This window comes from Enterobacter sichuanensis, from assembly GCF_009036245.1.
Lineage (GTDB): Bacteria > Pseudomonadota > Gammaproteobacteria > Enterobacterales > Enterobacteriaceae > Enterobacter > Enterobacter sichuanensis.
The window spans coordinates 76,741-90,643 of record NZ_CP027986.1 but is presented as its reverse complement, the minus strand read 5'-3'; the positions used below and the strand labels follow the sequence as shown (position 1 = coordinate 90,643).

Below are 13,903 nucleotides of genomic sequence, written 5' to 3'. Positions count from 1 at the left end.
ACTTCGAAAATCCCGCATAGACCTCCCCTCATTGATTAATACAGCTCTATACTCGTAATGAAGCTATTGGCGTTGGTGATGAGTGTAACTGTCTATTCCTCGCTCATAGCAGATATAAGCCAGCGTGTCAGTCCTCTTGGTGCCAAGAGCGGAAGTTGCTTAGCGTTTGTCTTCGTCAACAAGGATCGACTCAGGTTCATCCAGACTATAACACAACAGCAGAAATCAGAGCCTTGCCATTTTGCGTGACTTCATTTTTTTAATTCTCTTACGGCTAAACATAAGCCTGCCATCGCCCAGAGTATATCGCCCGGAGTGTATTGCCAGCCAGAACTGCAGCGTTATTAGATGGGGGTTAATAAGCAGTCTGCACAGGCCTTTGCGAAACATACCATTCAAAGTAAGGGGCCTAAAACTCGGATAGTTAAGCGAGAAATAGCGGTATTCCCCCAGTCGCCAGCGCCAGAACGACTTCATTTCAGTTTTTGCATCCTCAATTGCATTACAATTCCAGACCACACCCCAGCGTCTTTCCCATGTGTCTCTTAAGAGCCAGCCATGCATCAGAGAAAACCGTTGTGAGTTAAAAGATGGTTGTTTTTTGCCACCTGGTAGCGTAATGACGCACTGAATAAACTTTGTTTCAGTAATTGAAAAATAAATTCCGCGTTCAGAAACCTCCATGAGTTCCTGACGCGGTATCTGGTTTAGGTTAACAATCAGCACGGACTGGTCCAGATTGGCCAGCTCAATTTTCTGCTGGTAACGGATACCATGCCCTGACGCCTCAAAATAAAGCGAGAGGTTCTCCACAAGTGCCCCTTTTGTCCGAAACGCCACGCGGGATTTAACCGACTCATGATCGGCTGAATGGGCAAGCCGCACCGAGTACTCTAAATGCTCACCAAGTGGTTTCCAGTGTGCGCCTAAATGATAGCGCCGGAATTTATACTCATGCGATTTCTGATAGGTTTTCAGTAACCATAATCGTGTGATCTTTTCCCAACCCCATTTGAAGAGGCGTCCAGCCAAACTCCACGGCATTGGTAAACTCATCTGTCTCTCCTGTGTTTTGCTCTAACGCTATCACTTTTCTTCAGAGAGAAATAAAAGCTTTGCGTATCCTTACGTATTGTATAAATCTATTGAAGTTAAGTAGCTTAACGAATCTCCGTTCCTACTCACACAGGCGGGTTTCGATACCTGCTTAGCTGACCCAAAAGAACCCAGCGTAATAGCGCTGAAAGCCAGTCTCAGACAACAGTTAGGGCGTTCACGCTTGACTGCCTTACTTGCTAGACATAAAACAGTGCTTTTCGATGAACGTGAGATCTGGAATCTGTGGCCACGCTGCGTTGAGCAATTAAGCAGCATATACAACATAGCATCTGCTTACGGTGTACTTAAGGGTGTAGCTAATCGAAAAGACGATTAGAGAAAACACTTGTAAATCAAAGCATATACAGCACTACTCAACATTCAGATCCAATCGAGTAACCTTCCTCATCTCTGTTTAAAAGGCCGCTGGATGCAGTGGCCTTTTTCGTTTGGCATCAGAACATAAGAAATTACTGATCAGTTTTGATACACTCTCCGGCGTTTTAATTAAAAGATAAAATAGCGATCGGAAAAGTGAATGGCAAACATCAACTTAACATTAGAGGAAAGCAAAAGCCTCACCGTTGACCGCGAATTCCGCCAGGATATCAACCTGCTGCGTGGCGTTGCCATTCTTTCCGTGGTGCTTTACCACTTCGCGCCTGCTCTGCTCCCAGGCGGGTTTGTTGGCGTGGATATCTTCTTTGTGATCTCTGGTTTTCTGATGACAAAAATTATATCCACCGGCCTCGAAAAGCGTTCGTTTAATCTTATAGAATTTTACGCTGCGCGTTCTAAACGCATCATCCCTGCATTGCTTATGCTGTGTATTATCATGGCGCTGGCGACCTTATTCTGGCTTCCGACAAATGAATACCGAAAACTCGGAAATTATATTGGCTATATTGTTATTTTTATATCCAATATAAAGTTAAAAAAAGAGTCCGGGGATTATTTTGCCACCGACTCGCATGAAAACTGGTTCCTGCATACATGGTCACTCTCGGTTGAATGGCAGTTTTATCTGGTATTACCCTTTATCATTATGGCGTTATATCCGTTCAGAAAATGGGTTAATACCGGCTTATGCCTGCTGGTACTCACGCTGGGCGCATTTTGGTTCAGCATGAGTGCCACAGTGAATGACGCTACCCGGTTTTATCTGATGCCCTATCGCGCCTGGGAAATGCTCTGCGGCGGCCTCGTCTGGTATGGGGCAAACCGTTTAATCCTCCCCAGTGCATTGCGCACAATAACGACGCTGCTGGGATATACGCTCATCGCGGCTTCTGTTTTTTGTATTAGCGCTGAAAACGCCTGGCCTGGCGGACTAACCCTGCTGCCCATCCTCGGTACCATGCTGGTCATCTACAGCAACGACAGCTCACTGATTAGCCTTGCAGACCGCAATCTTCGCTGGGTGGGTTTAAGTTCTTATTCAGTCTATTTGTGGCACTGGCCTGTTGCGGTGTATCTCATTTATGCCGGGCAGCAGCACAACGGACTCTGGGTGGTCGGTGCCATTGCCCTCTCTTTTTTACTCGGATGGATCTCATGGGTATTGATTGAGCAACCCGCCAAACGCTTTTTAAACCAGCGGAGCATTGCCGCACTCTGGATAATTCTGTTTAGCAGTGTCGGGGCGGCCTGGGGATATAGTTATCTGGTTAAAAACGACATGATTGCCAGCCGTCCTGATGCGCAGGTCGATCGAATAGCCGCCGAAGCGAACAATAAAAACTATGCCGCCGACCCAAAAACGCACATGAGTTTTTACGGTACCGGAACACCGGCAGCCATCATTATCGGCGACAGCCACGCCGAAGCCGCGGCCACTGCCCTCGCTGCAGCCGCCGCGGATCGTGGTTCTGTGGTCGGCATAACCTATTCCGGTTGCCCTACGCTGGCAGATGCCACGCTGCTTGAAAGTAAACGCTGCGGCAAATTTAACCGCTCGCTGAGTGAAAAATTAAAAGCCTACCCGGCCAACGTCCCGGTCGTCATTGTTAACCGCCTGACTCACTATGCTGAGAAAAAGCAGGTGAAATTCAACACAGGCTCCCTGGACGATAAAGACTATTTACAGCAGTATGCGGCGTCCATCGTAAAGATGGCCTGTACGCTTAATCGCGAACATCCGGTGGTGCTGGTCAATCCTGTTCCGGAAATGGATGTAAACGTGCCTCGTACGCTCTCCCATCGCTTAATGACGTCTAAAAAAGCGCAGGATATCTCCATTCCTCTGGCGGAGTATCAAAGTCGAAACAGCGCAATACTGCATGCGCAATCTCAGGCAGCAAAAACCTGCGGCGTGAGGGTACTGGACCCTACGCCTTATCTGTGCAGCGCTGGGCGGTGTATGGGAAGTAAAAACCTTGAACCGCACTATTTCGACGATAACCATCTCAGCGAGACGGGCAATAAAGCGCTTGTGCCAATGTTTCGTCAGATTTTCACTCAACGCCCCTGACTCATGAGAAAAAGTAATCTGTAAAAACACAAAATAACGCCAAGAAAACGGCGAAAAGCCTGCTTTAGGATTAGAAAAAATAGGCCTTGCTTGCTCACACAAAAAAAACTAAATAGTGACCTGCTGCACAAAACGCTACTCTGCCGCCCTACATGCTGGGGGAAGACATGCTGCTACATATTCTTTATCTCGTTGGGATCACGGCTGAAGCCATGACTGGGGCACTTGCCGCTGGTCGCCGTCGTATGGATACGTTTGGGGTGATCATTATCGCTACCGCCACAGCCCTGGGAGGCGGTTCGGTACGCGATATCCTGCTGGGACATTATCCGCTTGGCTGGGTAAAAAACCCTGAATACATTGTTATTGTCGCGATTGCCGCCGTGCTGACCACCATCGTTGCGCCGGTTATGCCCCATCTTCGCCGTCTGTTTTTAGTCCTTGATGCTTTGGGTCTGGTGGTTTTCTCCATTATCGGGGCGCAAATCGCGCTGGATATGGGTGAAAGCCCGGTCATTGCCACTATAGCCGCGGTCGTAACGGGTGTATTTGGCGGCGTACTGCGCGATATGTTCTGCAAGCGTATTCCGCTGGTTTTTCAGAAGGAGCTTTACGCCGGAATATCCTTTGCCTCTGCCGTTCTGTATATCGCTTTACAACATTATGTTTCGAGCCATGATGTTGTGGTCATTGCCACGTTATTATTTGGCTTTACGGCCCGCTTGCTGGCGCTGCGCTTAAAGCTGGGATTGCCTGTTTTTCATTACACGCAAGACACCCATTGAATTCTCAACAAAACCACAACAAAGTAGTAAAAAGCACTTTTTGTCCTCTCATATTACCGGGGTAAACGCGATAAACTATCGCACCTTTGCCCCAATGATTTGCGTTAAACAATGTCTTTTGCCAAAACGTCAGCACTGATTATTAATAAAAAACTCAGCAGCCATTTTTTGATTTTGCTGCTCGTTTCCGTGCTGATTCAATTATGGCCAGTATTTTTAACGCAACCTGCCCGGTTCGCAGTGCGCATCGCAATTTGTAATGCGTTGTTACTGGTTTGCGCCGCTGCTGTCTATCGCTCGCTTCCCGGTAAGATCGTCGCATTCGTTTTAACTACCCTGCTCACGTTGAATTTTGCGATTGCCTACAGTACATGGAGCGTCTACCAGAGCGAATTTAATACCGTCTTTGCGATGAGCATTCTCGGTACTCACGTCGCCGAAGTGAAAAGCATGTCGGGTTTATACCTGAACTGTTTACCCGCCGTGGTGGCTTACTTTATTGTCACCTGGTATGCAATCAAATCCGCTAGCGAGCATGCTTCTTCCCGGGTGAAAGTTATCGGCTTCGTTCTGCTTGCCGTTTATTTAGGCTGGTACTCAACGGCAAACTGGCTAAAAAAACGCCACGACCTTGAAGTTTATTATCCGCTAAGCTCCCGAATTTTAACCAATACGCCGTTTTACACGGGTGCAGAGTTTATTATTGCCCATCGTGATAACGCGCTGGCGCAGAAAATTAGTCAGCACAGCGTCAATTATCCTGCCTTGCAGTATCAGGACACGGGCATCGAAAACTACGTTGTTATCGTGGGTGAATCCGCGCGTCGCAGCAATATGCAGCTCTACGGATTTAACCAGGATACCACGCCTGTGGAAGCCGGTCTGGCGAAGGACGCCCTCATTTTTAGCAATGCTATTGCCCCTGCGTCAGCCACCGTTCTTTCCGTGCCGATGATATTAAGTAAAGCGGATCCGGACCACTTCACCGCCGATAAGCTTGCTGACAATATCGTTAGCGTTGCTAAAAAAACGGGCTATCACACCGAATGGATTAGCGCCCAGGGTAATACTGGCAAAAGCAACAATTACATTGTGGCGATTGCCTCTGTCAGCCAGAAAGCCCAGTGGATTGACACGCGTTATGACACCGAGCTTTTACCTGCTCTGGATGAGGCGCTTAAAACCCCCGGCAAAAAATTAATTTTCCTGCATATTAACGGTAGCCATGAAATGGCCTGCGATCGGTATCCCGCATCCGCAAATATTCTGCATACCGGCAACAAATATGAAGATTGCTACAATAACGCGATTCTGTTCACCGACGCTTTCATTGGCGAAGTGGTTAAACGTCTGCAGGGAAGCGCGTCCTCTCTGCTCTATTTTTCAGACCATGGGCTGGAAAAAAACCCGCAGCTCAATTCCCTCTATATGCATGGCTCACGCAACCCAAGCAAAGAGGCTTACCAGGTCCCCCAGTTTATCTGGTACAGCCAGCAAGCCCTGAATGCCCAAAAAAGAGCAGTGGGATGGGTCCATGAACTGTGGCCAACAGCAAGCAATTATGAGTTGATGTTAACGTGGCTTGGCATCACAACGGGTGTTGATCAGTGCAGCTCAGTGCTTGAAGCGTGCTATCAGGCTCCCACACTGATTCCGGTGATAGATGGCGGCCGCCACATCTATGACTACGATCAGCTTCGCGATACCTTCAGTTCGCCAGACAGACATACCCCCTGGCGCAAAGCTAAAGCAAGCTCGCTCTAAAATCCTGGTACGCCCTGCTGGCCGAGCCACGAAGCCAGACCAGCAACGCCAGGGTCGTGAATGAATGCGACAATTTTTCTCGCCTTCTCCTCGCCCGTTCCCGGCAAGGTTTGCCAGTCCTTTGCGTTACGTCCGCTCAACTTTTGCCACGTTACGTCCCCCATTGCCTTCAGCGAAGCCTGCGTCAACGGAACACCCAGCGCCATGAGCCAGCGGATAAACGGCTGCTCACGCACCAGATTAAACTGATGCCAGAGCGCCAGCCCGCGCGCTGAGGAAAACCCTGGTGTAGCCTGCAGTTGCGCCTGAGTTAATAACAGCCATGAAAAGAGATGCTTAAACTGATGCGCCTGCCAGAGCGTGCGCCAGCCTGACTCGCCTAACCCTTCAATGTTTAACACCTGCTTTGAACTAAGCCATGTCAGCCTGGCAAAGAACTGCTCCATACATTCAGACGAAGCATAAAAGCAGCTCAGGGAATGAAAGCGCGTGGCGGGCGGTTCCGGCTTTTGTCGGTCCGTCCCACGCCAGACAACCTTATCAAACCGGGGGATCCCCTGCCCGGCAAGGCTCACCTGTATCTGATCGCCGGGAGCAATATCCAGCCTTTGCCAACGCGCGACCGATCCCAGACTCACCCGCTGCACCTGCTTATCATCCAGTTGCACCGCTTCCAGCGTTGCCACTACGGAGATTTTGCCCGTTCGCCCAACGGTAAAACGAATATCTCTCACTTCCGCGACCTGGGCGGCAGGAGAATACTTCCATGCCACAACCCAGTTACCTTCACCGGGTAGCCAGCTATCGCCAGGGGGAACATCCGAAGACCGAACCACAATGCCGTCCGTGGCAAAGGGTAATGCCGCTTTTTGCCAGGCCAGACGCTGTTTTTCAACAGCTTCAACCGTCTGTACGGGCACCGTGTAGCTCGCCGTCAGGGTAAATCCTGCCTGCGACAGCGCTGTCAGCGCGTTCTGCATCATCTGCGGCCCGTCCGGCCAGGCCCAGATAAAAATGCCAATCTGGTTCAGAGGCGCTTTGTCCTTTTGTCGCATCATCGCGCCCGCTACCTTTGCACGGGCATTCATTCCGCCCATCTGCCGCTGAACATGGCCCTCACGCAACCAGAAAAGCTCCCCCTGTAAGACGCTGTTTGCCAGCTCGCCGGATACGTGCTTAGGCACGGACGGGATCAAACGCACTTGTGCCGTCCAGTCCTCACCTTTAAGTCCATTGCCACGGCTGATGGCCTGAGCGAGGATTCCGTTGCGATACACCAGCGTCACCGCCACGCCGTCGACTTTTGGCTGCATCCAGAGAGAGGTTCGGCCGTGCATCCACTGAGCCAGCGCGTCTTTGCTGGCAACTTTACGAACCCCCGTATGCGCAACAGGATGTGTCACGCTTCCCGTCAGCGCAGGAAGGGTGTTTGCAGAAATATCGTTGCCAAAACAGCGCTGCCACTGGGTTAAGCGGGCGTTCAGCTGGTCATAAACGTCGTCATTAACCTCGCTCACGCCCTGCTTCCAGTAAGCGTCATCCCAGCGTTTGATTTGCGCGCTTAACGACGCGATCTCTTTTTCCGCTTTTGCCTGCGACCACACCGGGCACACCGCCGCGCCATAGCCACACCACAACAGCATTAACCCGCTTATCCATCGCCACATCGCTATCCCTCCTTTACGTTGCAGGAGGTATACCGCGATGGCTAAAACAACGCTAACCACCATGTTTCACTGTGCGAGGCGCTATCCGGTCTTTCTTTTTGTTGCTGAAAACCACAGATAAAACCTGAAAACGGCACGCAAAATTCAATAATCCAGGGGAAAAAGTGTGACAAAGGCTACGTCACACGGCGGTGACGTGTATAATAAGCCCGTATGTAGGACTTCTTCGCTAACACATACAAAAGACTCTCATGGCTCAAGGCACGCTTTATATTGTTTCTGCCCCTAGTGGCGCGGGTAAATCCAGCCTTATTCAGGCACTGTTAAAAACCCAACCGTTGTACGACACACAGGTTTCTGTTTCTCACACCACGCGTAAACCGCGTCCGGGTGAAGTGCACGGTGAACACTATTTCTTTGTGGATCACGACGAATTCAGAGCGATGATCGGCAGAGACGCGTTTCTTGAACATGCTGAAGTGTTCGGTAATTACTACGGCACCTCACGTGAGACCATTGAGCAGGTTCTGGCCACGGGCGTGAATGTGTTCCTGGATATCGACTGGCAGGGCGCGCAGCAGATTCGCAAGAAAATGCCTGACTCGCGCAGTATCTTTATTTTACCGCCATCGAAAGATGAGCTGGATCGCCGCCTGCGTGGCCGCGGTCAGGACAGCGAAGAGGTGATCGCAAAGCGTATGGAACAGGCTGTTGCAGAAATGAGCCATTACGCGGAATATGATTACCTTATTGTGAATGATGATTTTGATGCCGCACTGAGCGATCTCAAAACCATCCTTCGCGCAGAACGTCTGCGTATGAGCCGCCAGAAGCAGCGACATGACGCATTAATCACCAAACTGTTGGCAGACTGAACCCACTTTCAGTATCATGCCCAGTCATTTCTTCACCTGTGGAGCATTTTAAGTATGGCACGCGTAACTGTTCAGGACGCTGTAGAGAAAATTGGTAACCGTTTTGACCTGGTGCTGGTCGCCGCGCGTCGCGCTCGTCAGATGCAGGTAGGCGGTAAAGATCCGCTGGTACCGGAAGAAAACGATAAAACCACCGTTATTGCACTTCGCGAAATCGAAGAAGGTCTGATTAACAACCAGATCCTCGACGTGCGTGAGCGCCAGGAGCAGCAAGAGCAGGAAGCCGCAGAACTGCAGGCCGTAACCGCTATTGCTGAAGGTCGTCGTTAATTAAACCTGCGGGTCGCCCTTGTATCTGTTTGAAAGCCTGAATCAACTGATTCAAACCTACCTGCCTGAAGACCAGATTAAGCGTCTTCAGCAGGCGTATCTCGTTGCACGTGACGCTCACGAGGGCCAGACACGTTCAAGCGGTGAACCCTACATCACGCACCCGGTAGCGGTGGCCTGTATTCTGGCCGAGATGAAACTCGACTACGAAACGCTGATGGCCGCGCTGCTGCACGACGTGATAGAAGATACCCCAGCCACTTACCAGGACATGGAGCAGCTGTTTGGCAAAAGCGTTGCCGAACTGGTGGAAGGGGTCTCTAAGCTTGATAAGCTGAATTTCCGCGACAAGAAAGAGGCGCAAGCCGAAAACTTCCGCAAGATGATTATGGCGATGGTGCAGGATATCCGCGTCATTCTCATCAAACTCGCTGACCGTACCCACAACATGCGCACGCTGGGCTCACTTCGCCCGGACAAACGTCGCCGCATTGCCCGTGAAACCCTCGAAATCTACAGCCCGCTGGCGCACCGTTTAGGTATTCATCACATTAAAACCGAGCTGGAAGAGCTGGGTTTTGAAGCGTTGTACCCGAACCGCTATCGCGTGATTAAAGAGGTGGTGAAAGCCGCTCGCGGTAACCGTAAAGAGATGATTCAGAAGATCCTCTCTGAAATTGACGGGCGTTTACAGGAAGCGGGGATCCCGTGCCGGGTCAGCGGTCGCGAAAAACATCTTTACTCCATCTACTGCAAAATGGTGCTCAAAGAGCAGCGTTTTCACTCGATCATGGATATCTACGCGTTCCGCGTGATCGTCCACGACGCCGACACCTGCTATCGCGTGCTGGGGCAGATGCACAGCCTGTATAAACCGCGTCCGGGTCGTATGAAAGATTACATCGCCATTCCAAAAGCGAACGGCTATCAATCTTTGCACACCTCGATGATCGGGCCACACGGCGTGCCGGTTGAAGTGCAAATTCGCACCGAAGACATGGACCAGATGGCGGAGATGGGTGTTGCCGCACACTGGGCCTATAAAGAGCACGGTGGCGAGAGCAGCACCACCGCACAAATCCGCGCCCAGCGCTGGATGCAGAGTCTGCTGGAGCTGCAGCAGAGTGCGGGCAGCTCGTTTGAATTTATCGAGAGCGTGAAATCCGATCTCTTCCCGGATGAGATTTACGTTTTCACCCCAGAAGGTCGCATTGTCGAACTGCCTGCGGGCGCGACGCCGGTCGACTTCGCGTATGCCGTGCACACCGATATCGGTCACGCCTGCGTGGGCGCGCGCGTCGACAGACAACCGTATCCGCTGTCTCAGCCGCTCGCCAGCGGCCAGACGGTGGAAATCATTACCGCGCCGGGTGCACGTCCGAACGCGGCCTGGCTGAACTTTGTCGTGAGCTCCAAAGCGCGCGCCAAAATTCGCCAGCTGCTGAAAAACCTCAAGCGTGATGATTCCGTGAGCCTCGGGCGTCGTCTTCTCAACCACGCGTTGGGCGGCAGCCGCAAGCTGGCCGAAATCCCGCAGGAGAACATCCAGCGTGAGCTGGAGCGCATGAAGCTCGCCTCCCTTGACGATCTGCTGGCAGAAATCGGCCTCGGCAACGCCATGAGCGTAGTGGTGGCGAAGAACCTGCAGCAAGGCGACACGACAGCCGTGCCTGCAACAACTCAAAGCCACGGACACCTGCCGATTAAAGGCGCGGACGGCGTGCTTATCACCTTCGCAAAATGTTGCCGTCCCATCCCTGGCGACCCGATTATTGCGCACGTCAGCCCCGGTAAAGGGCTGGTTATCCACCATGAATCCTGTCGTAACATCCGCGGCTATCAAAAAGAGGCGGAGAAATTTATGGCGGTCGAGTGGGATAAAGAGACCGCGCAGGAATTTATCACCGAAATTAAGGTGGATATGTTCAACCACCAGGGTGCCCTGGCGAACCTGACGGCAGCGATCAACACGGCCTCTTCCAATATTCAAAGCCTGAACACGGAAGAAAAAGATGGCCGCGTGTACAGCGCCTTTATTCGTCTGACCGCCCGCGACCGCGTGCATCTGGCGAATATTATGCGCAAGATCCGCGTCATGCCGGACGTGATTAAAGTCACCCGTAACCGAAACTAGTGGCATGAATTCACAACGTTACGCGCGGATATGCGAAATGCTCGCCAGGCGTCAGCCTGACCTGACGGTCTGCATGGAGCAGGTCCATAAACCGCATAACGTCTCTGCTATCGTCCGTACCGCAGATGCCGTCGGCGTGCATGAAGTGCATGCCGTCTGGCCAGGTCACCGGATGCGAACCATGGTTTCTGCGGCGGCAGGCAGCAACAGTTGGGTGTCCGTCAAATCTCACCAGACGATTGGCGATGCCGTCTCGCACCTGAAAGGGCGCGGTATGCAGATCCTTGCCACCAACCTGTCCGCTAAAGCCGTGGATTTCCGTGAGATCGACTACACCCGCCCGACCTGTATTCTGATGGGCCAGGAGAAAACCGGGATCACCCAGGAAGCGCTGGATCTGGCAGATCGGGACATCATCATTCCGATGATCGGCATGGTGCAGTCCCTGAACGTCTCCGTGGCCTCCGCGCTCATTCTGTATGAGGCGCAGCGCCAGCGTCAGAACGCCGGGATGTACGAGCGCAGCAACAGCATGCTGCCGGAAGATGAACAGCAGCGCCTGCTGTTTGAAGGTGGTTATCCGGTGCTGGCTCGCGTTGCGAAGCAGAAAAAATTGCCTTACCCCCACGTCAACGCGCAGGGCGAGATCGAAGCCGATGCCGGGTGGTGGGCCACCATGCAGTACGCAGGGTAACCGATGAAAGGCCGCCTGCTGGATGCCATCCCGCTCAACAGCCTGACGGGCGTGGGCGCGGCGCAAAGCAATAAGCTGGCTAAAATCGGCCTGCACACGGTGCAGGATCTCCTGCTCCACCTTCCCCTGCGTTATGAAGACCGCACCCAGCTGTACAAAATTGGCGATCTGCTGCCCGCCATTAATGCCACCGTTGAAGGCGAAATCCTCAACTGCAACATCACGTTCGGCGGACGCCGGATGATGACCTGCCAGATAAGCGACGGCACCGGCATTCTCACCATGCGATTTTTCAACTTCAGCGCGGCAATGAAGAACAGCCTGGCAACGGGCCGCAGGGTGCTGGCCTATGGCGAAGCCAAACGCGGGAAATACGGCGCAGAGATGATCCACCCGGAGTACCGCGTTCAGGGCGATCTCAGCACGCCGGAGATGCAGGAGACGCTCACCCCGGTTTACCCGACGACCGAAGGCATCAAGCAGGCGACGCTGCGTAAGCTGACCGATCAGGCGCTGGAGCTGCTGGATACCTGCGCCATTACCGAGCTGCTGCCACCCGAACTGGCGCAGGGGATGATGAGTCTGCCCGAGGCGCTGCGTACCCTGCACCGTCCGCCGCCAACGCTGCAGCTCAGCGATTTAGAAAGCGGCAAACACCCTGCCCAACAGCGTCTTATCCTTGAGGAATTACTGGCCCATAACCTGAGCATGCTGGCGCTTCGCGCCGGTGCCCAGCGTTTCCATGCCCAGCCGTTAAGCCCGCGTGATGAGCTCAAGGATAAGCTGCTGGCCTCGCTGCCGTTTAAACCCACCGGCGCACAGGCGCGCGTCACCGCCGAGATTGAACGCGATATGGCGCTCGACGTACCGATGATGCGCCTGGTGCAGGGCGATGTGGGATCCGGTAAAACGCTGGTAGCCGCTCTGGCCGCCCTGCGCGCGATTGCCCATGGCAAACAGGTGGCGCTCATGGCCCCGACCGAAATGCTGGCCGAACAGCACGCGAACAATTTCCGCGCCTGGTTTGCGCCGCTGGGCATTGAAGTGGGCTGGCTTGCCGGGAAGCAAAAAGGCAAAGCGCGCCTTGCGCAACAGGAGGCGATTGCCAGCGGTCAGGTACACATGATTGTTGGCACCCACGCGATCTTCCAGGAGCAGGTGCAGTTTAACGGCCTTGCGCTGGTGATTATCGATGAACAGCACCGCTTTGGCGTGCATCAGCGTCTGGCCCTGTGGGAAAAAGGGCTGCAGCAGGGTTTCCACCCGCATCAGCTGATCATGACCGCCACGCCGATTCCGCGCACCCTGGCGATGACGGCTTACGCCGATCTGGATACCTCCACCATCGACGAACTGCCGCCGGGTCGTACGCCAGTGACGACGGTCGCCATTCCTGATACGCGTCGCAGCGATATCATCGACCGCGTGCGCAATGCCTGTACGCATGAAGGACGTCAGGCCTACTGGGTGTGTACGCTGATTGAAGAGTCTGAACTGCTGGAAGCGCAGGCTGCAGAAGCCACGTGGGAAGAGTTAAAGCTGGCGCTGCCGGAACTGAACGTGGGTCTGGTTCACGGGCGAATGAAGCCTGCTGAAAAACAGGCGGTGATGCAGTCGTTTAAGCAGGGGGAACTGCATTTACTGGTTGCAACAACGGTCATTGAAGTGGGCGTGGACGTGCCAAACTCCAGCCTGATGATCATCGAGAACCCGGAGCGTCTGGGCCTTGCCCAGCTTCACCAGCTCCGCGGGCGCGTTGGCCGCGGCGCGGTGGCGTCCCACTGCGTCCTGCTCTACAAAGCCCCGCTCTCGAAAACAGCCCAGATGCGGTTGCAGGTGTTGCGCGACAGCAACGACGGTTTTGTGATTGCGCAAAAAGACCTGGAGATCCGTGGCCCGGGTGAACTGCTGGGCACCCGCCAGACGGGGAACGCGGAGTTCAAAGTCGCGGACCTGCTACGCGATCAGGCCATGATCCCGGAAGTTCAGCGCCTCGCCCGCCATATTCATGAACGCTACCCCGAACAGGCGGCAGCATTAATTGAACGCTGGATGCCGGAAACCGAACGCTATTCCAACGCCTGAC

General features: G+C 53.2%; 10 protein-coding genes. 8 read left to right on the top strand and 2 right to left on the bottom strand.

Annotated elements, in window-relative coordinates; translation table 11 throughout:
- Positions 1 to 225: 225 nt before the first annotated feature.
- Positions 226 to 1,056 carry a hypothetical protein gene (locus C1N69_RS00440; protein WP_155030506.1) on the bottom strand — a complete coding sequence of 277 codons (831 nt, stop codon included), beginning with the start codon at positions 1,054 to 1,056 and terminating at the stop codon, positions 226 to 228.
- A gap of 580 nt (positions 1,057 to 1,636) precedes the next feature.
- On the opposite strand from C1N69_RS00440, the gene C1N69_RS00430 reads away from it, so the two are divergent.
- The 3 genes from C1N69_RS00430 to C1N69_RS00420 all read left to right on the top strand — a co-directional run bounded on the left by C1N69_RS00430 (position 1,637) and on the right by C1N69_RS00420 (position 6,117).
- Positions 1,637 to 3,568, top strand: a complete 1,932-nt coding sequence (locus tag C1N69_RS00430; RefSeq protein WP_155030505.1) for an acyltransferase family protein — start codon at positions 1,637 to 1,639, stop codon at positions 3,566 to 3,568.
- Positions 3,569 to 3,735: 167 nt separating this feature from the next.
- Entirely contained in the window at positions 3,736 to 4,353 is a 618-nt protein-coding gene (locus C1N69_RS00425; protein ID WP_025757032.1) for a trimeric intracellular cation channel family protein, read from the top strand.
- Between the two features lie 111 nt (positions 4,354 to 4,464).
- The gene (locus tag C1N69_RS00420) at positions 4,465 to 6,117 is read left to right on the top strand and encodes a phosphoethanolamine transferase (protein ID WP_155030504.1); all 1,653 of its coding nucleotides are present in this window, start codon (positions 4,465 to 4,467) and stop codon (positions 6,115 to 6,117) included.
- Here C1N69_RS00420 and ligB read toward each other — a convergent pair.
- Positions 6,114 to 7,784: an NAD-dependent DNA ligase LigB gene (gene ligB, locus C1N69_RS00415; protein WP_155030503.1), complete on the bottom strand. Its 1,671-nt coding sequence runs from the start codon at positions 7,782 to 7,784 to the stop codon at positions 6,114 to 6,116. The genes C1N69_RS00420 and ligB overlap by 4 nt on opposite strands.
- Positions 7,785 to 8,035: 251 nt before the next feature.
- On the opposite strand from ligB, the gene gmk reads away from it, so the two are divergent.
- From gmk to recG, 5 genes are read left to right on the top strand one after another with little or no spacing between them, the layout of a single operon-like run.
- Positions 8,036 to 8,659: a guanylate kinase gene (gene gmk / locus C1N69_RS00410; RefSeq protein ID WP_025757029.1), complete on the top strand. Its 624-nt coding sequence runs from the start codon at positions 8,036 to 8,038 to the stop codon at positions 8,657 to 8,659.
- Positions 8,660 to 8,713: 54 nt separating this feature from the next.
- A complete protein-coding gene (gene rpoZ, locus C1N69_RS00405; protein ID WP_000135058.1) occupies positions 8,714 to 8,989 on the top strand; it encodes a DNA-directed RNA polymerase subunit omega in 276 nt (91 codons plus the stop codon).
- Between the two features lie 19 nt (positions 8,990 to 9,008).
- On the top strand, positions 9,009 to 11,123 hold the full coding sequence (gene spoT / locus C1N69_RS00400) for a bifunctional GTP diphosphokinase/guanosine-3',5'-bis pyrophosphate 3'-pyrophosphohydrolase (RefSeq protein WP_025757028.1): 2,115 nt from the start codon (positions 9,009 to 9,011) through the stop codon (positions 11,121 to 11,123).
- 4 nt (positions 11,124 to 11,127) lie between these two features.
- Positions 11,128 to 11,817, top strand: a complete 690-nt coding sequence (gene trmH / locus C1N69_RS22820; protein WP_047957437.1) for a tRNA (guanosine(18)-2'-O)-methyltransferase TrmH — start codon at positions 11,128 to 11,130, stop codon at positions 11,815 to 11,817.
- Between the two features lie 3 nt (positions 11,818 to 11,820).
- On the top strand, positions 11,821 to 13,902 hold the full coding sequence (recG, locus tag C1N69_RS00395) for an ATP-dependent DNA helicase RecG (protein WP_179958048.1): 2,082 nt from the start codon (positions 11,821 to 11,823) through the stop codon (positions 13,900 to 13,902).
- The last annotated feature ends 1 nt before the right edge of the window (position 13,903 follow it).